The 23,702-nt window shown below is 50.4% G+C and carries 24 protein-coding genes and 1 rRNA gene; 24 read left to right on the top strand and 1 reads right to left on the bottom strand.

Translation table 11 applies throughout. From position 1 onward, the window contains the following. The 10 genes from rrf to rsmI all read left to right on the top strand — a co-directional run. Positions 1–80: ribosomal RNA gene (rrf, locus tag KNP64_RS15025) — 5S ribosomal RNA — on the top strand; the annotation flags it as partial. Positions 81–165: 85 nt separating this feature from the next. Then, positions 166–1,587, top strand: a complete 1,422-nt coding sequence (locus tag KNP64_RS14400) for an aminotransferase class I/II-fold pyridoxal phosphate-dependent enzyme (RefSeq protein ID WP_251126474.1) — start codon at positions 166–168, stop codon at positions 1,585–1,587. Between the two features lie 2 nt (positions 1,588–1,589). Continuing rightward, positions 1,590–2,228 carry a dTMP kinase gene (gene tmk, locus KNP64_RS14395; RefSeq protein ID WP_214794070.1) on the top strand — a complete coding sequence of 213 codons (639 nt, stop codon included), beginning with the start codon at positions 1,590–1,592 and terminating at the stop codon, positions 2,226–2,228. Further along, a complete protein-coding gene (locus KNP64_RS14390) occupies positions 2,228–2,557 on the top strand; it encodes a cyclic-di-AMP receptor (protein ID WP_029594397.1) in 330 nt (109 codons plus the stop codon). Before tmk ends, KNP64_RS14390 begins: the two co-directional genes overlap by 1 nt. A 17-nt stretch (positions 2,558–2,574) precedes the next feature. Further along, positions 2,575–3,567, top strand: coding sequence for a DNA polymerase III subunit delta' (locus KNP64_RS14385; protein WP_214712705.1), 993 nt, complete (start codon positions 2,575–2,577; stop codon positions 3,565–3,567). A 6-nt stretch (positions 3,568–3,573) separates the two neighbouring features. After that, complete coding sequence (locus KNP64_RS14380; RefSeq protein ID WP_214764679.1) at positions 3,574–4,404, top strand: PSP1 domain-containing protein; 831 nt, start codon at positions 3,574–3,576, stop codon at positions 4,402–4,404. Positions 4,405–4,427: 23 nt separating this feature from the next. Beyond that, positions 4,428–4,763, top strand: coding sequence for a DNA replication initiation control protein YabA (gene yabA / locus KNP64_RS14375; protein WP_034781768.1), 336 nt, complete (start codon positions 4,428–4,430; stop codon positions 4,761–4,763). 65 nt (positions 4,764–4,828) lie between these two features. Beyond that, positions 4,829–5,563 (top strand): tRNA1(Val) (adenine(37)-N6)-methyltransferase, encoded by a 735-nt coding sequence (locus tag KNP64_RS14370; RefSeq protein ID WP_034781771.1) that lies wholly within the window; start codon positions 4,829–4,831, stop codon positions 5,561–5,563. Then, positions 5,556–5,834 carry a GIY-YIG nuclease family protein gene (locus KNP64_RS14365; protein ID WP_214794073.1) on the top strand — a complete coding sequence of 93 codons (279 nt, stop codon included), beginning with the start codon at positions 5,556–5,558 and terminating at the stop codon, positions 5,832–5,834. The genes KNP64_RS14370 and KNP64_RS14365 overlap by 8 nt, the downstream gene beginning before the upstream one ends. Then, a complete protein-coding gene (gene rsmI / locus KNP64_RS14360) occupies positions 5,806–6,675 on the top strand; it encodes a 16S rRNA (cytidine(1402)-2'-O)-methyltransferase (RefSeq protein WP_214709874.1) in 870 nt (289 codons plus the stop codon). Before KNP64_RS14365 ends, rsmI begins: the two co-directional genes overlap by 29 nt. A gap of 16 nt (positions 6,676–6,691) precedes the next feature. Here rsmI and KNP64_RS14355 read toward each other — a convergent pair whose 3' ends face one another. Next, positions 6,692–6,985, bottom strand: coding sequence for a transition state genes transcriptional regulator AbrB (locus KNP64_RS14355; protein ID WP_012727742.1), 294 nt, complete (start codon positions 6,983–6,985; stop codon positions 6,692–6,694). Between the two features lie 329 nt (positions 6,986–7,314). On the opposite strand from KNP64_RS14355, the gene metG reads away from it, so the two are divergent. From metG to KNP64_RS14285, 14 genes are all read left to right on the top strand, one after another. After that, positions 7,315–9,276, top strand: coding sequence for a methionine--tRNA ligase (gene metG, locus KNP64_RS14350; RefSeq protein WP_214794077.1), 1,962 nt, complete (start codon positions 7,315–7,317; stop codon positions 9,274–9,276). Between the two features lie 53 nt (positions 9,277–9,329). Continuing rightward, positions 9,330–10,097, top strand: a complete 768-nt coding sequence (locus tag KNP64_RS14345; protein ID WP_034781781.1) for a TatD family hydrolase — start codon at positions 9,330–9,332, stop codon at positions 10,095–10,097. A 17-nt stretch (positions 10,098–10,114) separates the two neighbouring features. Further along, positions 10,115–11,401, top strand: a complete 1,287-nt coding sequence (locus KNP64_RS14340; RefSeq protein ID WP_251126473.1) for a 3D domain-containing protein — start codon at positions 10,115–10,117, stop codon at positions 11,399–11,401. Continuing rightward, a complete protein-coding gene (rnmV, locus tag KNP64_RS14335) occupies positions 11,394–11,954 on the top strand; it encodes a ribonuclease M5 (RefSeq protein ID WP_034781784.1) in 561 nt (186 codons plus the stop codon). Before KNP64_RS14340 ends, rnmV begins: the two co-directional genes overlap by 8 nt. After that, positions 11,951–12,829, top strand: a complete 879-nt coding sequence (gene rsmA / locus KNP64_RS14330; RefSeq protein WP_214764672.1) for a 16S rRNA (adenine(1518)-N(6)/adenine(1519)-N(6))-dimethyltransferase RsmA — start codon at positions 11,951–11,953, stop codon at positions 12,827–12,829. The genes rnmV and rsmA overlap by 4 nt, the downstream gene beginning before the upstream one ends. Positions 12,830–12,911: 82 nt before the next feature. After that, positions 12,912–13,148 (top strand): Veg family protein, encoded by a 237-nt coding sequence (locus tag KNP64_RS14325; RefSeq protein WP_021065751.1) that lies wholly within the window; start codon positions 12,912–12,914, stop codon positions 13,146–13,148. A 100-nt stretch (positions 13,149–13,248) separates the two neighbouring features. After that, positions 13,249–14,112: a 4-(cytidine 5'-diphospho)-2-C-methyl-D-erythritol kinase gene (ispE, locus tag KNP64_RS14320; RefSeq protein WP_034781824.1), complete on the top strand. Its 864-nt coding sequence runs from the start codon at positions 13,249–13,251 to the stop codon at positions 14,110–14,112. Between the two features lie 73 nt (positions 14,113–14,185). Further along, complete coding sequence (purR, locus tag KNP64_RS14315) at positions 14,186–15,010, top strand: pur operon repressor (protein ID WP_114165389.1); 825 nt, start codon at positions 14,186–14,188, stop codon at positions 15,008–15,010. A 135-nt stretch (positions 15,011–15,145) separates the two neighbouring features. After that, positions 15,146–15,445, top strand: a complete 300-nt coding sequence (spoVG, locus tag KNP64_RS14310; RefSeq protein WP_034781793.1) for a septation regulator SpoVG — start codon at positions 15,146–15,148, stop codon at positions 15,443–15,445. A gap of 185 nt (positions 15,446–15,630) precedes the next feature. Further along, a complete protein-coding gene (gene glmU, locus KNP64_RS14305) occupies positions 15,631–16,986 on the top strand; it encodes a bifunctional UDP-N-acetylglucosamine diphosphorylase/glucosamine-1-phosphate N-acetyltransferase GlmU (protein ID WP_214794083.1) in 1,356 nt (451 codons plus the stop codon). A 45-nt stretch (positions 16,987–17,031) separates the two neighbouring features. After that, complete coding sequence (locus tag KNP64_RS14300) at positions 17,032–17,988, top strand: ribose-phosphate diphosphokinase (protein ID WP_021065746.1); 957 nt, start codon at positions 17,032–17,034, stop codon at positions 17,986–17,988. Positions 17,989–18,042: 54 nt separating this feature from the next. Then, positions 18,043–18,600 carry an aminoacyl-tRNA hydrolase gene (pth, locus tag KNP64_RS14295; protein ID WP_034781796.1) on the top strand — a complete coding sequence of 186 codons (558 nt, stop codon included), beginning with the start codon at positions 18,043–18,045 and terminating at the stop codon, positions 18,598–18,600. A 46-nt stretch (positions 18,601–18,646) separates the two neighbouring features. Next, positions 18,647–22,171 (top strand): transcription-repair coupling factor, encoded by a 3,525-nt coding sequence (mfd, locus tag KNP64_RS14290; RefSeq protein WP_214764669.1) that lies wholly within the window; start codon positions 18,647–18,649, stop codon positions 22,169–22,171. Next, the gene (locus KNP64_RS14285; RefSeq protein WP_214794086.1) at positions 22,155–23,702 is read left to right on the top strand and encodes a polysaccharide biosynthesis protein; all 1,548 of its coding nucleotides are present in this window, start codon (positions 22,155–22,157) and stop codon (positions 23,700–23,702) included. The genes mfd and KNP64_RS14285 overlap by 17 nt, the downstream gene beginning before the upstream one ends.

Below are 23,702 nucleotides of genomic sequence, written 5' to 3'. Positions count from 1 at the left end.
ATGCCGAACACGGAAGTTAAGCGCTTCAGCGCCGAAAGTAGTTGGGGGTCTCCCCCTGTGAGGATAGGACGTTGCCAGGCCAACGCGAAAGACGATCAAGCATCCGCTTGGTCGTCTCTTTTTGTATATATATGTCGTATTTAATTCGGATGGGAAGGTGTCTAAATGACTCGAAAACCTAAACATAATCCTTTTACATTTATGGAGACGCTTGAGCAACATGTGCGAGAAGGACGGGTTTCTTTTCATGTACCTGGCCATCACAATGGAACGGTGAGAGATGAAAAGCTTCCAACGGCCTTCCAAAAAATTATGCCATATGACTTAACAGAGCTTGGTCACTTGGATGATTTACACCATGCGGAAGGTATTATTTTAGAAGGTGAAAAGGCATTAGGATCCCTTTACCAGAGTAAAAGCAAATGGTTGGTAAACGGCTCTACTGCAGGGAATTGGAGTCTATTAGCAGCAACCGTAAAACGGGGAGAACGAGTGTATGTACAACGTAATTCCCACAAATCGGTTTGGAACGCCATTGAGTGGCTTGGTCTAGAACCGATTTTACTCACACCGGAATTAGACAGAGGAAGTAGTTTGCCTACTGTCATTTCACTAGAAACAATTCAGGATGCTGTCTTGCAGTATCCAGGAGGAAAAGCGCTTCTCCTAACATCTCCCACTTATTACGGAGACATGGCAAACATTCAGCAAATCAGTGCTTACTTGCGTCCGTTAAATATTCCCCTATTAGTAGATGAAGCACACGGCGCTCATTTGATTCATCCTACATTTCCAAAGCGATCAGCTATCTTCGAGGGGGCTAGCGCAGTCGTACAATCAGCCCACAAAACATTGCCCGCTCTCACGATGGGGGCATGGATTCACTATAAAGAAGAAATCGATGAAAAGCGTCTCTTTCATGCGCTTTCATCTTTCCAAACATCTAGCCCATCTTACTTGATTATGGCCTCGCTTGATTACGCCCGAGAGTACCTCGAAAACTTGAGTGACCGAGATTGGACTCATATTCAAACAAGTCATTTTTCATTCATCATGGAAATGAGACGTGCTGGGTTTTCAATCAAAGTGGGCGATGACTTCACCAAGATGACTGTGTTAACATACCCTAAAAATGGTCTGATCTTTAGCCAGCATTTAGCGTCAATCGGTATTGACGTGGAACTGGCTGCAGAAGATCACGTGTTATTCTGCTTGCCGTTAAGGGAATTAAAAAGCCAAGAGATTCAACATTGGGTCAAACTGATTAAAAATGCATCGCAGCACGTCCCGCTCATTGTTGAAGATGAGACAATCTATCCTTACCCGATGAGTGAACGCGTTTCGTTGTTGCGTTCTGTATCGGACGACGCTGATATTGAACGCCTACCGTTTGAGCAAGCGATTGGTTCTGTTGCGGCAGAGACCGTTATTCCGTATCCGCCGGGAATTCCCTGGATTCTAAGAGGAGAAGTCATCACAGACGAGAAAATCCGAGTTTTGAATGAATGGATTTCATTAGGACGGAACCTGCAGGCAAGTAGACATGTTATGATGAAACAAATTGATGTTATCGTAGAGGAGTTTTAAGCGTGAAAGGTATGTTTATTACTGTGGAAGGACCAGATGGTTCTGGGAAAACAACACAGCTACAATTGTTAGTTCAGTCATTGACTGAACAAGGGTATGAAGTGGTCGTCACCCGAGAGCCAGGGGGAACGAAGGTCGGAAACAGTATTCGAGAAGTCTTGCTCTCGCCAGAACATGATGAGATGACGCCTCGAGTCGAAATGATGCTCTATGCCGCATCCCGAGCTCAAAACATTGACCAAGTGATTCGACCGGCTCTCCACCGTGGAGCAGTTGTCGTATGCGATCGGTTTGTGGATGCCTCGATTGCGTATCAAGGCTACGGGCTCCAATATGATTTGTCACAAATTTTGTCGTTAAACGACTGGGCGACTGCTGGGATCAAACCAGATTTGACGTTTCTCTTTGACTTGACCCCGGATCAAGCGAGCCATCGTGTGAAAGATAGAGGCCAATTAGATCGAATCGAGAGCCGTGATGAGTCTTTCCATCAACGCGTATACGAAGGATTTCAAATATTATTAGAGCAACATCCAGAACGAATGGTACGTATTGATGCGAACGCCTCGATTGAAACCATTCAGGATGAAGTGTTAGATATTACGTTAGAACGATTAAAAGAAAGAGGAGTGATGCAATGATGAAGATGGTAATCGCGATTGTACATGATAAGGACAGTGCCCGCTTATCAGATGCTTTGATTGAAGAGGACTTCCGTGCAACGAAATTAGCCACAACGGGAGGTTTTTTGAAAGAAGGAAACACCACGTTTATGATTGGTGTACCGAAAGAGCGGTTAGATGACCTACTTGCGTTAATCAAATCAAATTGCTCGAGCAGGGATCAAATGATCACGCCGATTTCACCGATGGGTGGACACGCTGATTCATACATTCCTTATCCTGTAGAAGTCCAAGTTGGCGGAGCCACTGTGTTTGTCTTGCCGATTGAAGGATTTCATCAGTTTTAATGGGGACGGTTACGAACATGAGTTTTCAGGAGTTATCAAAATCTCAAACGGTTATTGCGAAAGTGATTGAAAACTCGATCGTTGCTCAAAAGGTCGGTCATGCATATATCTTTTCAGGTGACTATGAACCGTACTTGATTGAAACGGCACAGCTGTTTGCGAAATCCCTTTTTTGCGAGTCGCCTGACGGGGTAGAACCCTGCGGTAACTGTCGAAACTGTAGACGAATGGATTCGGGAAACCTTGTCGACTACATGGAAGTCGAACCGGATGGAGCCAGCATTAAGAAAGAACAGGTGCAACAGTTATTGAGTGACTTGTCTTTACGTGGTGCAGAAGGTGACCGTCAAGTGTATGTGATTCACCAAGCCCATAAGATGACGCCACAAGCCGCCAACAGCCTATTGAAGTTCTTTGAAGAGCCAGGTGTAGGGAAACTAGCCATCTTGGTAACAACTCAGCCACAACTTCTCTTACCGACGATTCGTTCGCGAGCTCAGCATTTAGTATTCCGACCGATTGATCGAGAACGGCTTGTGGAAACGTTGGTCGCAGACGTGCAATGTACGAGCGATTTAGCGCGTCTTGCTTTAGAGACATATCCGAAATTCGAAGACGCGCGTGAGGCGCTTCACAACGACTGGTTTGTACAGGCGTATGGGCTAGTGGTACAATTAGTTGAAGTATTGACAAAACGCCCGCAAGAATTGCTTTTATTCGCCCAAGAAAAATGGCTCGGTCATTTTAAAGGGCGGAATGAATTGCGAGTCGGTCTCGAGCTGTTCGGAAATTGGTTGGAGCAAGCGCTCCACTTCAAAGTGCGAACAGACTATGTCCCGGAGTTGTTTACGAGAGAACAAGCGCTATATACCGCGTTTGTAAAAGATCGTCCGGTTCATAAAATCGTCCATGCTATTGAATCTGTCCATGAGGCGATTCGACGACTAGAGGCAAACGTCAATCCTCAATTAACGTTCGAACGGTTAACGTTCGATTTGCAGAAAGGATAGGAGAGCGTGCTTGAAGTAGTCGGAGTCCGTTTTAAAGAAGCGGGAAAAATCTATTACTTTTCACCAGGCGAAGCAACGCTTGAACGTGGGGACCATGTCATCGTAGAGACGGTACGAGGCATCGAGTACGGTGAAATCGTCCAAGTTGGTAAACAACTAGGTGAAGACGAAGTGGTTTTACCGCTAAAGACAATCCTTCGTGTCGCTGATTCAAAAGATGCCGAAATCGTACAAGATAATCGATTGGCCGCTTTTGACGCTCACGCCGTCTGTGAAGAAAAAATTCGTGAACATCGACTTGAGATGAAGTTAGTAGATGTTGAGTATACATTCGATCGTAATAAAGTCATCTTTTATTTCACGGCAGAAGGCCGTGTTGATTTCCGTGAGCTCGTTAAAGATTTAGCGAGTGTGTTTCGGACTCGAATCGAGCTTCGCCAAATCGGGGTTCGAGATGAAGCGAAACTGCTGAGCGGAATCGGACCTTGTGGCCGTGTGTTGTGTTGCTCCTCGTTCTTAGGGGAATTTGAACCGGTATCCATTAAGATGGCCAAGGATCAGAACCTATCCTTGAACCCGAACAAAATCTCCGGTGTATGCGGTCGTCTCATGTGCTGTCTAAAATACGAGAACGATACGTATGAAGAATTAAAGCGGGATTTGCCAGACGTCGGAAAACGAATCAAAATTCCAGAAGGTGACGGACGTGTCATCGGTCTCAACATCTTGGATCAATTGATTCAAGTCGAGTTGAATGATCGGACCCGTGTTGTGACGTATACAATCGACGAACTCGTCGAAGTCGGTGCAGTCAAACGAAAACCGTCGAAACAGTGATGGGGTGCTGAGCAGTGGAAAGAATGGATAAAAAGGAAGTCATGATGCGGGTCGATGCGATCGAGCAACAGATGCAATTGTTGACGGAGCATTTAGGGGTGCTCAAAGAGCAACTCGCCTATTTGCTCGAAGAAAACCAACACATGTATCTCGAGAACCATCATCTGCGCGAAAAAGTAGAACAACTCGCAGAAGTCGAGACACCTAACGGAGATCCTCAAATTGCCTTGTCTGGAAAAGGACAAAATAACTTGGCGGCGTTATACCAAGAAGGGTTTCATATCTGCAATTTGCACTATGGACAAGTCAGGAAAGACGGGGATTGTCTCTTCTGTATGTCAATGCTAAATAAACATTAATAAGGGGCGATAGACGGGTATATACTCGTCCGTCGCCTTTGTACGTTATGTAGGAGGGAAATGGCGTGACTGTAAAACAAGGTGAACGTCTTGATGATTTGTTAGGACGTCCCGGAAAAATCATTCAAAGTGATGATGTATTTTCGTTTTCATTGGATGCGGTGTTGCTGGCTGAATTTGTGTGGGTCCCGATTCAAAAAGGAAGACTCGTTGATTTATGCGCCGGTACGGGGGCTATTCCGCTCTTTTTATCGTATCGGACGAAAGGAACGGTGACAGGACTTGAAATCCAGCCCCGTCTCGTTGATATGGCGAATCGAAGCATTGCCGTTAACGATTTAAGTGACAGACTGCACATCCTTGAAGGCGATGTGAAACATGCGACCAGCGTACTAGGGCATGCTCGTTATGACGTTGTCACGTGCAACCCACCTTATTTTTTAGCAAACGAAACTTCGCTCCGTAATCAAAATGAACATCATACGATTGCACGTCATGAAGTGCTTTGCACGTTAGAAGACTGTATCCGCTCAGCCAGTCAACTCGTCAAACCGGGTGGGAAGGTAGCCTTCGTCCATCGACCGGAGCGATTACTCGATATTCTAACGCTCATGCGGGCGTATCGGATTGAACCGAAACGAATGCAACTCGTTTACCCGAAACAAGGCCGAGACGCAAATACACTTTTAATAGAGGGGTCGAAAGATGGAAAAGCAGGGCTCACAATCTTACCTCCGTTTGTCGTTTATGAGGAAGATGACACGTATACGAGCGACATGCGGGCCATCCTCGATGCGTAAGCACTTTGCCTATATTCTCGAGTGTAGCGATGGCACATACTATACCGGATATACGACGGATGTAGATAAGCGGATGGACGTGCACAACAGCGGTAAAGGTGCGAAATATACGCGAGCGCGTCTCCCGGTGACGTTACGATATGTCAGGTCGTTTGCGACCAAACGTGAAGCCATGCAGTACGAATGGTCCATCAAACAACTCACGCGGGCTCAAAAACAGCAATTGATGGAGGGAACGAGTAATGAACTCACAGAAAAGTTATCAAACTGATGGGCCCACGCTCTATGTTGTGCCGACGCCGATTGGAAATCTAGAAGACATGACGTATCGAGCGGTTCGAATTCTAGGAGAAGTTGATTTGATTGCGGCCGAAGACACACGCCAAACGATGAAGCTCTGTCGCCATTTCGGCATTGAGACGAAACTAGTCAGCTACCATGAGCACAATAAGCACGTGAGTGGCCCGCGCTTAATCGAAGACATCGAGGCCGGCAAATCAGTCGCCGTCGTCTCAGACGCGGGCATGCCGGGGATCTCGGACCCGGGGAGTGACCTCGTGCGATTGGCCATTGAAGCGAAGCTCCCTGTCGTCGTGCTTCCTGGAGCGAACGCGGCGTTGACGGCTCTTGTCGCCTCTGGTCTTGCGACCGAGCGGTTTTTGTATTACGGATTCTTGCCACGTAAAAAGAAAGAGCGGCTCGATGTGTTATCTTCTTTGCAATATGAACCGGGCACCATCATTTTTTATGAAGCGCCACATCGGTTAAAAGAGATGCTGACCGGGATTCAGGACGCGTTCGGCAATCGGCAACTCGTTCTCGGACGAGAGTTGACGAAAACGTTTGAAGAGTTTTTACGCGGGACGGTAGAAGAAGCGCTTGTTTGGTGTGAAGGTGAGGTACGTGGTGAGTTCGTCGTCATGGTGGCTGGTTCGACGGAAATAGCACCGACACACGATTGGTGGGAGGCGTTATCGCCGCTCGAACACGTCGATCGTTATATCGAAGACGGATTGAAGCCGAACGCCGCTATCAAACAAGTTGCTAAAGAGCGCGGTTTATCACGTGGCGAGGTGTACGACGCCTATCATCAAGTCGACAAAAAAGAGTAAGCAAGGAATTCCTTACTTACTCTTCGCTGTAGTAGTTTTCGAGCATGTTTTTCAACTCGACGAGAACGCGTTGTGCGCCTTCTGGTGAAAGGATCAATTTACCGTCAGCCAACTTGAAGTTGTCATCCGATACTTCGCCCGTCACTTGGCAAGTCATGTTCGGTTTGTATTTTTTCAACACGATTTGATCGTTGTCGACGTAGATTTCAAGAGCGTCTTTCTCAGCGATCCCGAGTGTGCGGCGCAATTCGATTGGAATGACGACACGACCGAGCTCATCAACTTTCCGTACAATACCTGTAGATTTCATTTTGTGTTTCCTCCTCCAATGGTGTCGAAATCTCTTGGTGACATGAGTCGTCAAAATTCGACAATGTTACTACAGCAAAAAGCATACTAAACTTTCCAATTGCAGTCAACTGCTTACTATTGGAAATCTAGATTTTCGAAAATTGGCGATATGAGAACGATATATACCTAAAATTCCCCGATAGTTAGGACATGAAACAAAGAAAGGGTTTTTTTGGAACATTTTTTATGAAGTAATAACAAAATAATTCCAAACAATTGGTTTGGAAATTCTTTTGTCGAACCGTGTATAATGGAAATTGCAAATGTCGAAAGGATGGAGAACATACAATGGCGAAGCCTACTTTTTATATTACGACTCCGATTTACTATCCGAGTGCCAAACTACACATCGGTCACGCCTATACGACGGTGGCTGGCGATGCAATCGCACGTTATAAGCGTCTGAAAGGATTTGACGTCCGTTATTTGACGGGAACAGACGAGCACGGTCAAAAAATTCAGGAAAAAGCGAAAGAAGCTGGCGTGACGCCGCAAGCGTTTGTCGACGAAGTCGTTAAAGACATCAAAGTGTTATGGGACCGTCTTGAAATCTCATACGATGATTATATTCGTACGACCGATGCCCGCCACAAGGCCGTCGTCGAGCACGTATTCGAGACGCTTCTGAAAAACGATGACATCTATCTCGGTGAATACGAAGGGTGGTATTCGATCCCTGATGAAACGTATTACACGGAGTCACAGCTCGTTGATGGGAAGAGCCCTGACAGCGGTCACCCGGTCGAGCTTGTACGCGAAGAGTGCTATTTCTTCCGTCTCAGCAAGTACGCCAATCGTTTAATCGAGTACTTCGAGTCGCACCCTGACTTCATCTTGCCAGAATCGCGCAAAACCGAGATGATCAACAACTTCTTGAAGCCGGGCCTCCAAGACTTGGCCGTCTCACGGACGACGTTTGACTGGGGTGTCCAAGTCCCATCGAACCCGAAACACGTCGTGTATGTATGGGTCGATGCTCTCACGAACTACATCTCTGCCCTCGGCTATGGGTCGGGCAACGACGAGTTGTTCAACCGCTATTGGCCAGCCGACGTGCACTTGGTCGGAAAAGAGATCGTCCGGTTCCATACGATCATTTGGCCGGCGTTGCTCATGGCGCTTGACCTCCCGTTACCGAAACAAGTTTTCGCCCATGGTTGGTTGCTCATGAAAGACGGCAAAATGTCGAAATCGAAAGGCAATGTCGTCGATCCGATTCCACTGATCGATCGCTACGGACTCGACTCGCTCCGCTACTATCTTCTTCGTGAAGTTCCATTCGGAGCGGACGGCACGTTCACACCGGAAGCGTTTGTGGATCGCTTGAATTTTGACCTTGCCAATGACCTCGGTAACTTACTCAACCGGACCGTGGCCATGATTAAGAAGTATTTTGATGGCGAAATTCCTGCTTATGCGGGCAACGTAACAGCGTTTGATGCCTCGCTTCTTCAAGTCGTCAATGAGACGACAGAGAAGACGGAAGCGGCCATGGAACACATGGAGTTTTCCGTCGCGCTCACAAGCATTTGGCAACTCGTGAGCCGTGCCAATAAATATATCGATGAGACGCAACCGTGGGTCCTTGCGAAGGACGAAGCGAAGCGTGGTGAACTCGCATCCGTGATGACGCATCTGGCCGGCGTACTTCGCCATGTGGCGGTCATGATTCAACCGTTCATGACACGGGCACCAAAAGAGATGTTCCGCCAGCTCGGTCTTGAAGGAAAAGACATGTCGTGGGAAGCGCTCGATACGTTTGCGGCCTTCGATGGAGCGGTCGTCACCGACGGGACACCGATTTTCCCACGTCGTGATGTAAAAGAAGAGATCGATGCAATTCAGGAAATGATGCGTCAAGCATCGAAAGCACGTGTCGAGGAAGCCGAAGTGGAGGCGAGCGATGCTGAGGATGAGGACGTCCGTCCAGAAATCACGATCGACGTCTTTGACCAAGTCGAGTTCCGTGTCGGTCAAATCGTCGAGGCCGATAAAATCAAGAAGGCGAAGAAGTTGTTGAAGCTTCAAGTCGACCTTGGTAGCGAGACACGTCAAATCGTCTCAGGCATTGCCGAATGGTATGCGCCAGAAGACTTGGTCGGGAAGAAAGTCATCGTCGTCGCCAATTTGAAGCCGGTCAAACTACGTGGCGAGTTGTCACAAGGGATGATTTTAGCGGCTGATAAAGACGGCAAGCTTGAGCTTGCGACCGTATCTGAGAATATGCCGAACGGGGCCGTCGTCAAATAATCGTTTGGGGGAGACTTCGGTCTCCCTCTTTGTCTATATAAGGAGGAAGCACCATGTTGATTGATACGCATACCCATATCAATGCCGAGCAGTTCAATGAGGATGTCGAGGCGACGATTGAGCGGGCTCGTGCCGCGGGCGTTTCCCCGATGCTCGTCGTCGGATTCGATAACCCGACAATCACGCGGGCAATCGAGCTCGCGGAAACGTATGAGGATATCTATGCCATCGTTGGGTGGCATCCGGTTGATGCCGTCGATTGTACGGATGCTGATTTGAAGAGAATCGAGACGCTAATGGCTCATCCGAAAGTGATGGCGCTCGGGGAAATCGGTCTCGATTACCATTGGGACAAGTCGGAGAAAGATGTCCAACAACGCGTGTTCCGGCAGCAGATCGCTATCGCGAAGCGGACGAACATGCCCATCGTGATTCATAATCGGGAAGCGACAGCCGACGTGCTCGATATTTTAGAGGAAGAACATGCCGAAGAGGTAGGCGGCGTGTTCCATAGTTACAGCATGTCCGTCGAATTGTTGGAACGCTGTCTGCGCTTGAACTTCTATATCTCTCTCGGAGGACCAGTGACGTTCAAAAACGCTAAAGTCCCGAAGGCGGTGGCGCAACAAGTCCCGCTCGATCGGCTCCTTGTCGAGACGGACTGCCCGTATTTAACGCCGACGCCGTTCCGTGGTAAACGGAACGAACCCGCTTACGTCACGTACGTCGCCGAAGAGATTGCATCGCTACGTGACATGTCCTACGACGCGCTCGCTGAAGCAACGACAGCCAATGCGAAGCGCCTATTCCGTCTCCCATGATGTTCAGGCGCATCATCTTGAGTATTGGTGTCGTAGCGACGGCAGTGTTCGCCTATATGGCGATGCAGCCTGAACCGATCACCATCGTCGACGACGGCGTGACAACCGTGCATGAAAGCCGCGGCGATTCGGTGCTAGAAGTGCTTGACGAGACCGGTATCGTGATCGACGAGGCGGATATGGTGACTCCCGCCTTAAGTGCCGACGTCCCGACGGATCGAGTGATTCATATCGAACGAGCTCGTACCGTGTCGCTTCAAATCGGTTATGGCCAGGTCGAGACGATCGAGACGCGTGAACGGACCGTCAAAGACGTGTTGCTTCGTTATGGAGTGAGTGTACGCGAAGGGGACGACGTGTACCCGGGCGTACGTGCACCGGTCACATCAGGGATGACGATTCGCTACCAGCCTGTCGTCGCCCTCGATGTCATCGTCGGGGACGAGGCGAAGACCTTGTATACGATGGCTCAAACTGTCGAACAGGCGTTACGGGAGGCGAATGTGACGGTTTCTGACCAAGATACGGTCGTCCCGGCTCTCACGACACCGGTACGGGATGGAATGACCATCAGCGTCAATGTGAGTCGAGACGTCGTACAATATGAGAGTCGTCTCATCCCGTTTGAAATCGTCATGGAAGAGGACGATACGCTCGAACTTGGAGAGACCGAAGTCGTGCAAGTCGGCATCCCGGGACTCGAACGGACGCGGTATGCACTGACAGTGGAAAATGGTACAATTACAAATCGGACCGAAACGAGCGTGGAAACGCTACAAAGCGTACGCCCTCAAATCATTAAACGTGGGACGAAAGTCGTGGCCGAACCGGAGATTGAACCGGCAACGAATCAAGAAACGACCGCCACGACCGAACCGTCGAGTCCGTTTCGAGACGAGGCGGAGATTAAGATTGAAGAGACACCTCGTGCCGAGGATGCGCTGGACTTCACTTCCGCGAAACAACTTCTCGTCGAAGCGACCGCGTATACGAACAATGCAGAAGACACGGTCACATTTGATGACAGGGTTCTGACCCGTAGTGGTTATGATGTGACGGATACGATTTTGTATGAAGGGATGCGAATCATTGCTGTCGACCCCGCTATTATTCCTCTTGGCACACGTGTGTACGTTGAAGGGTTTGGCATGGCGATTGCTTTAGATACAGGCAGTGCGATCAAAGGTCATAAAATTGACTTGATGATGGACACGAAAGAAGAAGCGGTAACGTTTGGGCGTCAGCCGCTCACGATTTGGGTTATCCCGAAGCAAGAAGAGAAAGAAGGAAACGATGATGCGTGAAAAAATACAAGAGGTGATTGTCGTCGAAGGTCGAGATGACACGACGCGGCTTCAAGAAGTATATGACGTCGATACGATTGAAACGAACGGATCTGCCGTCTCGAAACAGACGATCGAACGAATCAAACGCGCCCAAGAAACGCGCGGCGTTATCATTTTAACGGACCCAGACTACCCGGGTGACCGAATCCGGGCCATCGTCGAGGAGCAGGTTAAAGGATGTAAGCATGCCTATTTACCTCGGGCCGAAGCGAAAGATAAACGTGGCAAGATTGGGGTCGAACATGCTTCACCGGCAACGATTCGCCGTGTACTCGAAGCGGTGTATGAACAGCGAGTTGAGACTGACATGCCACTCGTCACCCGCCAGATGGTGCTCGAAGCCGATTTGATTGGCGGAGCGGACGCTGCGCGCCGTCGTAAACGGCTCGGCGTGTTACTCCGAATCGGTGAACCGAACGCCAAACAGTTTGTAAAGCGCGTGGAAGCGTTACGGGTCACGATTGAGGAATGGGAACGGGCACTGGCTCAGTTAGAGGAGGAAAATCATTGAAAGACATTGCAACAATCCAACGCACGAAATCAATTCTAGAACGTCACGGCTTCTCTTTCAAAAAGTCGCTTGGGCAGAACTTTTTAATCGATTTAAATATTTTGAATAAAATCGTGGATGCCGCGGAGCTGGGAGAGGCGAGCGGGGTTCTTGAAATCGGTCCCGGCATCGGGTCATTGACGGAACAGTCTGCCAAGCGGGCTAAAAAGGTCGTCGCCCTCGAAATCGACCAACGTCTGCTTCCGATTCTGGAAGATACGATGTCTCCTTATCCACATGTGCATGTCATCCACGGCGATGCCCTCGAGCTCGATATTCAAGACATCGTCGAGCGTGAGTTTTTCAGTCAAGGAATCGAAGACATCTCGGTTGTGGCGAACTTGCCGTATTATGTGACGACGCCGATTATCATGCGCTTACTGGAAAGCCAAATCAAGTTCCGTTCACTCGTCATGATGATTCAAAAAGAAGTTGCCGAGCGCATTGGAGCGAAGCCTGGGACGAAAGCATACGGCTCTCTCTCGATTGCGATCCAATATTACGCGGAGGCGAACGTGAGCTTTATTGTTCCAAAAAGCGTGTTCATGCCGGCCCCGAACGTCGATTCAGCGGTCATCACGTTGAAGATGCGTCCCAAACCGGCGGTCGACGTGAAAGATGAAGCCTTCTTCTTCGAGCTTGCCCGGGCCAGTTTCGCACAACGTCGAAAAACGATCTTAAATAACTTGACGAATCACCTCGGGAAAGACAAAAAAATGGAAATCGAACAGTTTTTAGGTGAAGCCGGAATCGACCCGAAACGGCGAGGCGAAACGCTTTCGCTTGAGGAGTTTGCACGGTTAGCTGACACAATTTTACCACTTAAAAACAGTTGACGACCGGATAACGAATCGATATAATATTAATCTTTATTTTCGTTTTTGAATGTGTTATACTTGTAACAGTGAGGTGAAGCGTATGCCAAAGACGTTGCAAGAAATCAGACAGAAACTCGAATCGCATGTTGGAGAACGATTGACGTTGAAAGCAAACGGCGGTCGTAAGAAAGTCGTTACTCGGTTTGGAACGCTCGTTGAGACGTATCCCGCGGTGTTCGTCGTCAAATTGGATGAAGACCATCATAACGTGGAACGTGTCTCATATAGCTACGCTGATGTCCTAACGGATACAGTTAAAATTGAATTCAGTAATTGAACGATAAATGAGGGGCGGATGCATTGGCAGCTGCTTCTTTTTTTGTGCGCTCGTTTACGGTACAATGGCGAACAGGAGATACATGGGAAGGGTGAACGATATGCGCACGATCAGTGTGAAAGCGCCGGCAAAAATCAACTTGACGCTCGATGTCCTTGGGAAGCGGACAGATGGCTATCATGAAGTGGAAATGGTAATGACGACAGTAGACTTATCGGACCGGTTAGAATTGACTGTGCTCGATACAGATGAGATTCGGATTCAGTCCGAGCATGCCTACGTGCCGAACGACCATCGAAATTTGGCTTATCGTGCGGCTGAGCTGTTACGGAAGCGATTCAATATCAAACAGGGTGTCGAAATTGTATTAGACAAGCAAATCCCAGTGGCGGCAGGGTTAGCTGGCGGCTCGAGCGATGCGGCGGCTACACTTCGGGGTATGAACGAATTGTTCGACCTTGGCCTGTCGTTAGAAGAGTTGGCCGAACTCGGAGCCGCCGTCGGATCGGACGTATCGTTTTGTGTCATGGGAGGAACTGCCATCGCGCGCGGACGCGGCGAACAGCTGGAGACGATTCCGTCACCGCCGCCGTGCTACGTCGTATTGGCGAAGCCGAAAATCGGAGTGTCGACGGCTGACGTCTATCGTGCCGTGCAGATGGAGAAGATTGTGCATCCGAACACCGAGGCGATGGTCACGGCGATTCGGGATCGAAATTTCGCTGGCATCTGCTCACATCTCGGAAACGCCCTCGAGGCGGTCACGCTCGAACTTCATCCGGAAGTTCGCCAAATCAAAGAGACGATGCTGCACTGCGGAGCGGATGGTGTCCTCATGAGCGGCAGCGGTCCAACGGTATTCGCATTGATTGAGCACGAGCAAAAAGCACATCGTGTCTATAATGGACTGAAGGGATTTTGTCCTGAAGTGTTCGTCGTTCGGATTCTCGGCAAAAAACATTGAACAAAGACGAATGAGAATGATATATTCTGTTTAGAACATTCGTCTATTATTGAAGAAGTGAAGGGGAATCCGTATGAAAATTCGTAGAAGTGGTCGTCTTGTCGATATGACCCGTTATTTGCTGGACCATCCACACCAGCTCGTCTCATTATCGATGTTTTCGAGTCGTTATAAAGCAGCCAAATCATCCATCAGTGAAGATTTGGTCATCGTCAGTGAAATGCTTTCGCATGATGGCACGGGAAAACTCGTCACAGTGCCAGGGGCAGCCGGCGGCGTCATGTTCATTCCAGGCTGGAGCAAGGAAAAGTCGCTCTCGATGATCGACGGCCTATGTGAGCAATTGTCGAAACCGGAACGGTTGCTTCCGGGAGGCTATCTCTATTTGACAGATGTCCTCGGGAACCCGCGTCAAGTGAAGCCGATGGGGCAAGTCTTCGCCTCTGTGTTCGCCGATCGTAAAGTTGACGTCGTCATGACAATCGCGACAAAAGGGATTCCGCTCGCGTACGCTGTCGCCGAGCAACTTGGTGTCCCGTTCGTCATCGTTCGTTCTGACAGTCGTGTCACCGAAGGTTCGACGGTCAGCATCAACTACGTATCAGGCTCGTCAAAGGCGATTCGCACGATGGCGCTCGCTCGTCGCAGCTTGCCGCGTGGCGCGAACGTCTTGTTGATTGACGATTTCATGAAAGCGGGCGGTACGATTCGCGGGATGATGAGTCTCTTGAATGAGTTCGAGGCGAACCTCGCGGGTGTCGGTGTCCTCATGGAAGCGGAAGGCGCCGAGAAGAAGATGGTAAGCGAATACGTCAGTTTGATGAAATTGACGAACGTCGATTCGGATGAAGGACTCGTCACCATTTCGCGAGGAAACGTCGAACAGTTCTTAAAGTGATTGGCAAAAATTTGATTTCGTTTTATGATGAAAGGGTATAAGATTCGTACGAAGTCAATCGGTTCGCTTGGAATCATCTCAACCTTTTAGAAGGTACACCACGGTCTAGACAACGATGAAAAGGGGATGCGAAACATGCAGATCACAGACGTAAAAATTCGCAAAGTCGCGACGGAAGGTAGAATGAAGGCACTGGCCTCCATTACACTCGACCATGAATTTGTGGTACACGATCTTCGAATCATTGAAGGGAGTACCGGTCTTTTCGTAGCGATGCCGAGCAAGCGGACGCCAGAAGGGATTTTCCGCGATATCGCTCACCCGATTAATGGAGATATGCGTCAAAAAGTCGAGGCGGCTGTTCTAGAGGCGTACGGCCAAGAGGACGTCGCTATTGCCGAGACGCAAGCACGATACAATGCCATGAATGAGTAATCTTTGACAGCGGATGGGGACCCTTCCGCTGCCTTTTTACGTTTCATTGGTTACGAATGGTTACAACGGTTGAAACCACGTCACGGTTTCGATATAGTAGATACGGTGTAAATAAGATTTGAATGTAGAAGAAAACCGAACAATTGAGTACATTACAGTCGATATGAGATAGGAGCGAATCAAGAATGGATCGTTTTGCAGTCATTTTGGCAGCAGGTAAAGGGACCCGCATGAAGTCGAAGCTATATAAAGTGCTTCATCCGGTCCTCGGAAAACCGATGGTCGAACACGTCGTCGATCAACTCGACAAAATCGGGGTCAGTCGTCAAATCGTCATCGTCGGCCATGGGGCTGAAGCGGTACAAGAGACGTTGGGCTCACGCGTGGAATATGCGGTCCAAGAAGAACAGCTCGGGACAGGTCATGCAGTGCAGATGGCAGAAAGCGAACTCGCAGGCAAACCGGGCGCAACGCTCGTCGTTTGCGGCGACACACCACTGTTGACAGCGGAAACGCTCGAGGCGCTGTTGGCTCATCATGAAGCCCAGCAAGCGAAAGTGACAGTACTGACAGCCATCGCTGACGATGCGACAGGATATGGTCGCGTCATCCGTGGGGAAGACGGAAACGTCACAAAAGTCGTCGAGCATAAAGATGCGTCTGACACTGAACTAGAAATTCGTGAAATCAACACAGGCACGTACGTGTTCGATAACGAGCTCTTGTTTGATGCATTGAAGCAAGTCGGGAACAACAACGCTCAAGGTGAGTACTACTTGCCGGACGTCATCTCGATTGCGAAAGAAGCAGGCGAAGTCGTGGCAGCACACACGGCGCCGACATTCGATGAAACAATCGGCGTCAACGACCGTGTCGCTCTTTCACAAGCTGAAGCGGTCATGCGCAAGCGGACGAACGAACGTCTCATGCGTGAAGGTGTCACATTCATGGATGCAGCTTCGACATACATCTCACCAGATGCCGTCATCGGTTCGGATACGATCATCTATCCAGGGACGGTCATTCTCGGGAAAACGATTATCGGTTCAGAGTGCGTGATTGGTCCAAATTCAGATATCCGCAATAGCGTCATCGAAGACGGTGCGACGGTTCGTCAATCGGTCGTGAGTGACAGCCGTGTCGGAACTGAAGCACAGGTCGGGCCGTTCGCCCACCTTCGTCAACAAGCAGTCCTCGGCGCGAATACGCGCGTCGGTAACTTCGTGGAAATCAAAAAATCAACGTTCGGAGACGGTGCGAAAGCATCACATCTCAGCTATGTCGGAGATGCTTCGATCGGGGAACGAGTCAACCTCGGCTGTGGCTCGATCACGGTCAACTATGACGGCAAGAACAAGTTCGAAACGGTCGTCGAAGCCGATGCATTCGTCGGCTGCAATGTGAACTTGATTGCTCCGGTGAAAGTCGGGAAAGGCTCAATTGTAGCAGCCGGTTCGACGATCACGGATGACGTTCCTGAAGAGGCGCTTGCGATTGCACGCGAACGCCAAACAAATAAAGAAGGTTACACGAAACGATAAGTTGCTGCCTATTATTATGGAAAACGATGGAGGAGAATCCTAAACATGTCTACTGTATATGAACGTGAAATTCGCCTATTTAGCTTAAACTCAAACCGCCCACTCGCCGAAGAGATTGCCAAGGAAATTGGCATCCCGCTCAGCGATTGCCAAGTGAAGCGGTTTAGCGACGGAGAACTTTACATCAACATCGAGGAGAGCGTGCGAGGCGATGATGTGTACATCATTCAATCGACGAGCTCACCGGTGAACGAAACGCTCATGGAGTTACTCGTCATGATCGATGCGTTGAAACGAGCATCGGTTCGGACGATTAACGTGGTCATGCCATACTACGGTTACGCTCGCCAAGACCGCAAGGCGCGCTCACGTGAGCCGATCACAGCGAAACTTGTCGCTGATTTATTGACGGTTGCAGGTGCCACGCGTTTAATCACGATGGACTTGCATGCTGCTCAAATCCAAGGTTTCTTCAATATCCCAGTAGACCAATTATTAGGTGTTCCACTCATCTCGACGTATTTTGAGACAGATGAATTTAAAGCGAAAGACATTGTCGTCGTTTCACCGGACCACGGTGGCGTCACGCGTGCCCGTAAGCTTGCCGAACGCTTGAAGGCTCCAATCGCCATCATCGACAAGCGTCGTCCTGAAGCGAACGTGGCTGAAGTCATGAACATCGTCGGCAGCGTTGAAGGCAAGACGGCCATCTTGATTGATGACATCATCGATACGGCTGGAACAATCACGCTTGCGGCCGATGCCATCGTCCAAGCTGGTGCAAAAGAAGTGTACGCCTCGTGTACACACCCAGTCTTATCTGGACCGGCGATGGAACGGATCGACAACTCGTCAATCAAAGAACTCGTCGTTTTGAACACGATCGATTTAGAAGGTCGCGAATGTTCGAGCAAAATCAAGCAGATGTCGGTTGCCCGTTTGCTTGGGGAAGCGATCATGCGTGTCCACGAGCACAAATCGGTGAGCACGCTGTTCGATTAAAAAACGAGGCCCGAAGGCGTTCGCCTTTGGGCTTTTTTGTTCAGGAGGAATAAGATGAAATGTATCGTCGGCCTCGGGAATCCAGGCAAAAAGTATGAGATGACCCGTCACAACGTCGGTTTTTTAGCGATTGATCGCTTAGCTGACAAACATGGGATTCAACTTGATGAAGCCAAGTTTAAAGCATTGATCGGAACGGGAAGAATCAATGGAGAACGTGTCGTCCTCGTCAAACCGCTCACCTACATGAATCTATCAGGGGAGTCGGTACGTCCGATTTTAGATTATTATAAGATTGAGATTGATGACTTGCTCGTCATTTATGACGACTTGGACATGGTGCCAGGGAAACTGCGATTCCGTCCGAAAGGCAGTGCCGGTGGACATAACGGCATCAAGTCGCTGATTCAACACCTGGGAACCCAAGATTTCAAACGTCTGAAACTCGGCATCGGTCGTCCGCCGCATCCGATTAAAGTCGTCGATTGGGTGCTCATGAACTACCGGAAAGAAGATATGCCAGAATTGAATGATACGCTCGATCAAGCGGTGTCCGCCGCGACTGATTTTGTGGACACGGAATGGATCGCGCTCATGAATCGATATAACTAAAGGGTCAACGTACCCTTTTTTGTCGTATGAGGTGGAGGAAATCAAAATGAATGCTTTAGAGAAATTCATGTTGGCATTGCCTGAGACGAATGTGATTCGGGAGCGGTTGCCAAAAGTTGATCGTCAACTCGTCACCGGATTGACGACGAGTGCCAAAGCGCTCGTGTTGGCAGGTTTGGCGAAAAATTCGCCCCGACGTCTCGTGGTCGTCACACATAACATGTACCAAGCCCAAAAAATGTACGATCAGCTCGAGTCGCTCGTCGGCCCGAGTCAAACATTGCTTTATCCGATCGATGAGACGCTCGCTGGAGAACTGTCACTCACATCGAGCCCAGAACTTCTTGCCGCACGGATTGAAGCTCGAACACGTCTCCTTGACGAAACGGGAGGCGTCCTTGTCGTGCCACTCGGTGGGTTACGTCGCTTTATGCCGAGCCCGACGGACTGGCGGACAAGCCATCGAGTCATCAAACCAGGTCAAGAGCTTGATTTGAAGCCGTTTGCCGAGACGCTGATCACGCTCGGATATGAACGAACGGCTACCGTCACCGCACCGGGTGAATTCTCCGTCCGCGGTAGCATTTTAGATGTCTATCCGCTCACGGAGGCGCGTCCGTATCGCATCGATTTGTTCGACACCGAGGTCGATTCGATTTTTACGTTTGATGCTGAGACACAACGCTCACTAGGGGTCGTCGCCGAAGCGGTCATTCCCCCGGCGACCGAGTTTATCGCTTCGACAGAACAATTGAAAAAAGCTGGACAGGCACTCGAACGTCAATATGATCGGACGCTCTCGTTGATTGAGACGGAGACGATTCGTCAAGCACTTGAGGACGGGATTGCCCGGGACATCGAACAGTTCGGTCGAGGTGAGGCGCCCGAAAAAGTTGGAAAGTACACGCCGCTGCTATATAGCTCGACACTCCTCGACTATGTCGGACCAGATGCTGTCTTGATTTTAGATGAAGTGGCCCGGATTGAAGACGCCGCCGATGTGCAAGATCGCGAGGAAGCCGAATGGTTCTCGTCGCTCATCGAACGCGGGGAATCCGTCAGCAACTATACGCTTGCCGTTCCGATGCATAAAGTGTTTCGTGATTTGAAGCAAGTGGCGTTCTCGCTCCTACCGTCGAGACGGTCGGGGATTCCAGAAACGAACACGGTCCACCTCAGTTGCCGTCCGCTCCCGGCGTTTCACGGGCAGATGCACTTGCTGAAGCAAGAAGTCGAACGTTGGCAACAAGGTGACCATCGTCTCGTCTTCTTAGCAGGGGATCAAACGCGGGCCGACAAGGTGGTAGCATTGCTTGAAGACTATGGCATCTCGTCAACGTTCACAAATGTGGACGGCGAGTTGTTGCCGCGTCATGTCCACGTCATGATCGGACAAATCGAGGGCGGATTCGAGCTCTCGACGAGTCGCCTCGTCGTCGTCTCCGAAGAAGAGCTGTTCAAACGTGTCACGAAGCGAAAACGTCAGACGAAGAATTTGACGAACGCCGAACGGATTAAAAGTTATCAAGAGTTGAAGCCGAACGACCACGTCGTCCACATCCATCACGGGATCGGGAAGTACCTAGGCATCAAAACGATTGAAGTCGGCGGCATTCATCAAGACTACTTACATCTCGTCTATGCCGGTGACGATGCGCTCTACGTTCCGGTCGACCAAATCGATCTCGTCCAAAAGTACGTCGGGGCGGAAGGCAAAGAGCCTAAGATATATAAACTCGGTGGGACCGAGTGGAAGAAGGTCAAATCGAAAGTCGCCAAATCGGTCGAAGATATCGCCGACGAGCTGATTAAGTTGTATGCGGCGCGGGAAGCGTCCGTCGGTTATGCGTTCCCGACCGATGACGAGGAGATGAGTCAGTTTGAAAGCTCGTTCCCGTACGCAGAGACAGAAGACCAGGTCCGTTCCATCGCCGAGATCAAAGCCGATATGGAACGATCACGGCCGATGGACCGTCTCCTTTGTGGCGATGTCGGTTACGGAAAGACGGAAGTGGCGATTCGAGCCGCGTTCAAAGCTGTGCTCGCTGGGAAGCAAGTCGCGTTCCTCGTGCCGACGACCGTACTCGCACAACAGCACTACGAGACGATGCTCGAACGGTTCAGTGAGTTTCCAATCAATGTCTCGGTCATGAGCCGTTTCCGCTCAAAAAGCGAGATGGCGGCAACAAAGAAAGGTCTAAAGGAAGGGACGATTGACGTCGTCGTCGGGACGCACCGCGTCTTGTCGAAAGATGTGACGTTCGCCGACCTCGGACTCGTCATCATCGATGAAGAGCAACGTTTCGGGGTTAAGCATAAAGAACGGCTCAAACAGTTGAAGACAAATATCGACGTCTTGACGCTGACGGCGACACCGATCCCGCGGACGCTCCACATGTCGATGATTGGGATTCGGGACTTGTCAGTGCTTGAGACACCGCCGGAGAACCGCTACCCGGTGCAGACGTACGTCATGGAATACGACGGTATCGTCTTGCGTGAGGCACTCGAGCGTGAACTCGCGCGAGGCGGGCAGGCGTTCTTCCTCTATAACCGGGTCGAAGGTATCGAGCGGAAGGCTGAAGAGATTCGCGCTTTGTTACCGGAAGCACGGATCGCGACGGCACACGGTCGGATGACCGAGACTGAACTCGAGAGCCAGCTTATCAGCTTCCTCGAAGGAGAAGCCGACGTGCTCGTCTCGACGACGATCATCGAGACCGGCATCGATATTCCGAACGTGAACACGCTCATCGTCCACGATGCGGACAAGATGGGACTGTCACAGTTGTACCAGTTGCGCGGTCGTGTCGGTCGTTCCAACCGAATCGCCTACGCCTACTTCACGTATCGGAAAGATAAACGCTTAACCGAGGTCGCGGAGAGCCGGCTACAGGCCATCAAGGAGTTCACGGAGCTCGGGAGCGGGTTCAAGATTGCGATGCGCGACTTATCGATTCGCGGTGCCGGCAATCTGCTCGGGGCCCAACAGTCCGGGTTCATCGATTCGGTCGGATTCGACTTATACTCGCAAATGTTGTCCGAAGCCATCGAAGAACGGAAAGACCGGATGCGCGGCCAGGCGAAACAAGTCGTCTTCAAACCGGAGATTGCGTTCCAAGCGGACGCGTATATCCCGGACGAGTATTTGTCAGACAGCGAATTGAAAATCGAGATGTACAAACGCTTCAAATATGTCGATACACCAGAGGCGCTGTTCGCCCTCCAAGACGAGTTGATCGAACGGTTCGGGGAATTCCCGGAGCCTGTCGCCCTCCTCATCCAACTGACGCGTCTGCGCATTTATGGGGAAATGGCGAAAGTGGCCCGCATCAAACAGACGCCGGGTCGCATTGAGATGGTATTGTCGCTCGAATCGACGACAGCGCTCGACGTGCCGTCGTTCATGGAGTGGACGATGCCGCTCGGTCGGAAACTTGGCGTCGGTCAAGACAACGGTGCTCTCAAGTTGTCGCTTAGCGGCAGGATGCCGGTCATCGAACTGTTGAACGATGCCGATACGGTACTCGAGGAGCTTGTGAAGAGGTTGGCCCATGCGGTCGCCAAGTAAATTTGCGACCGGGGTCATCTTATTTGCGCTTGCGGGCTATCTTTCAAAATTCATCAGCTTCGCTTATCGGGTCCCGTACCAAAACATCGCGGGAGACTTTGGCTTATACGCCTATCAGACGGTATACCCGTTTGCTGCGATCGTCGCCTCGCTCGGCATGTATGCGATGCCGGTCGTGATTGCGAAAATTGGTGTCGGGGCCCAAGGGCCAAGACGCAAGCTCGAGGTGTTGTGGGGGAGTTTTTATGTCTTACTCGGCCTCGGCTTCGCCCTTGTCGTCGCGATGTGGATGCTCGCACCGGCGATTGCCCGTCTTCTCGGTGACATGCAGCTCGCACCGACGTTACGCGTGATCAGCCTCAGCTATTTGCTTATGCCCGCGTTGGCGGTGCTCCGCGGTTCGTTCCAATCGGTCGATGACTTAAGGCCAAGCGCCATCTCGCAAGTGCTCGAGAACCTTGTCCGTGTCACAGTTCTGCTCGTCGCTCTGTTGATTGGTGTCCGCTTTGGACAAGACGCCTATACGCTGAGCCGGTACGCGTACGCGGCGACGCTCGTCGGAGGTGTGGTTGCGATTATCATCTTATCGTTATGGGCGAAGAAGCTGCGGGTCGTCCCGGTCCAACGTGCGACGTTGCGGTCTGTCCTTCGTATTTTACTGACGACCGGCTTTGCCGTTGGCTTCGCCTCGCTCGGGATTTTATGGATGCAGCTCGTCGACTCATTCACGATTGTCAATTTGATGGGTGGAGACTACGCCGCGAAAGTCGGGAAAGGGGTATTTGACCGAGGTTATCCGCTTGTTCAATTTGCGATTCTTTTCACGACGGCTCTCGGGATGGCGAACGTGCCAAATTTGGTGCGCCATTACCGGGCTGGTCGTGTCGAAGCGACGTCATCCGGACTCAGCTCGATGATCCGTGTGACGACGACAGTCGCCGCAGCGGCGACCATCGGCTTGATGGGTGTCATGCTTCCATTAAACATTGCCTTATTCGAAAATGCCGCTGGGACAATGGCACTCGTTCTGTTGGCGACAAGTACGTTTGCTGCTTCGCTTGCCGTGGCGAGTATGACGTGTCTACAGGCGATTGACCGGGAACGGACGGCCGCTGTCGGTATGATTCTCGCGATCGGTGTCAAACTCGTCAGCAATCTGTGGCTCGTCCCTCCCTATGGCATCGCCGGGGCTGCCCTCGGGACATCCCTTGCCTTTTTAACGATGGCCGCCTTCAATTTCAATCGGCTTGATCAAATCATCCCGCTCGGCATGCTCCGATTTCGACACTATGGGCGTCTCATCAAAACGGTGGCGCCAATGGGGGGTGTCTTGTTCGGTTTGAATGTCATCATAATGAACTGGCTGCCAAATCGTCTCGATGCCCTCATCTGGCTCGTCTTCATGCTCGTGCTCGGGGCCGGCATTTATGTCTGGCGGTTATGGAAAGAACAAATTTTGACGATAGAAGAATGGGAAATGATTCCGTTCGGAGGTCGTCTCATCAATCTGCTAGAAAAAAAGGAGAACTGA

The organism is Exiguobacterium sp. s64 (genome assembly GCF_018618035.1).
GTDB classification, from domain to species: Bacteria; Bacillota; Bacilli; order Exiguobacteriales; family Exiguobacteriaceae; genus Exiguobacterium; species Exiguobacterium mexicanum_A.
The sequence above is the reverse complement of the archived record's forward strand: the minus strand, read 5'-3'. Positions and strand labels throughout refer to the sequence as shown.

Coding starts and splice junctions, on each gene's coding strand:
- rnmV (WP_034781784.1), top strand. CDS start 11,394: ATGCGTGAAAAAATACAAGAGGTGATTGTCGTCGAAGGTCGAGATGAC.
- KNP64_RS14300 (WP_021065746.1), top strand. CDS start 17,032: ATGTCTACTGTATATGAACGTGAAATTCGCCTATTTAGCTTAAACTCA.
- KNP64_RS14355 (WP_012727742.1), bottom strand. CDS start 6,985: ATGAAATCTACAGGTATTGTACGGAAAGTTGATGAGCTCGGTCGTGTC.
- KNP64_RS14285 (WP_214794086.1), top strand. CDS start 22,155: ATGCGGTCGCCAAGTAAATTTGCGACCGGGGTCATCTTATTTGCGCTT.
- yabA (WP_034781768.1), top strand. CDS start 4,428: ATGGATAAAAAGGAAGTCATGATGCGGGTCGATGCGATCGAGCAACAG.
- ispE (WP_034781824.1), top strand. CDS start 13,249: ATGCGCACGATCAGTGTGAAAGCGCCGGCAAAAATCAACTTGACGCTC.
- glmU (WP_214794083.1), top strand. CDS start 15,631: ATGGATCGTTTTGCAGTCATTTTGGCAGCAGGTAAAGGGACCCGCATG.
- KNP64_RS14365 (WP_214794073.1), top strand. CDS start 5,556: ATGCGTAAGCACTTTGCCTATATTCTCGAGTGTAGCGATGGCACATAC.
- spoVG (WP_034781793.1), top strand. CDS start 15,146: ATGCAGATCACAGACGTAAAAATTCGCAAAGTCGCGACGGAAGGTAGA.
- KNP64_RS14390 (WP_029594397.1), top strand. CDS start 2,228: ATGAAGATGGTAATCGCGATTGTACATGATAAGGACAGTGCCCGCTTA.
- rsmI (WP_214709874.1), top strand. CDS start 5,806: ATGAACTCACAGAAAAGTTATCAAACTGATGGGCCCACGCTCTATGTT.
- KNP64_RS14400 (WP_251126474.1), top strand. CDS start 166: ATGACTCGAAAACCTAAACATAATCCTTTTACATTTATGGAGACGCTT.
- KNP64_RS14325 (WP_021065751.1), top strand. CDS start 12,912: ATGCCAAAGACGTTGCAAGAAATCAGACAGAAACTCGAATCGCATGTT.
- KNP64_RS14345 (WP_034781781.1), top strand. CDS start 9,330: ATGTTGATTGATACGCATACCCATATCAATGCCGAGCAGTTCAATGAG.
- purR (WP_114165389.1), top strand. CDS start 14,186: ATGAAAATTCGTAGAAGTGGTCGTCTTGTCGATATGACCCGTTATTTG.
- metG (WP_214794077.1), top strand. CDS start 7,315: ATGGCGAAGCCTACTTTTTATATTACGACTCCGATTTACTATCCGAGT.
- pth (WP_034781796.1), top strand. CDS start 18,043: ATGAAATGTATCGTCGGCCTCGGGAATCCAGGCAAAAAGTATGAGATG.
- KNP64_RS14385 (WP_214712705.1), top strand. CDS start 2,575: ATGAGTTTTCAGGAGTTATCAAAATCTCAAACGGTTATTGCGAAAGTG.
- mfd (WP_214764669.1), top strand. CDS start 18,647: ATGAATGCTTTAGAGAAATTCATGTTGGCATTGCCTGAGACGAATGTG.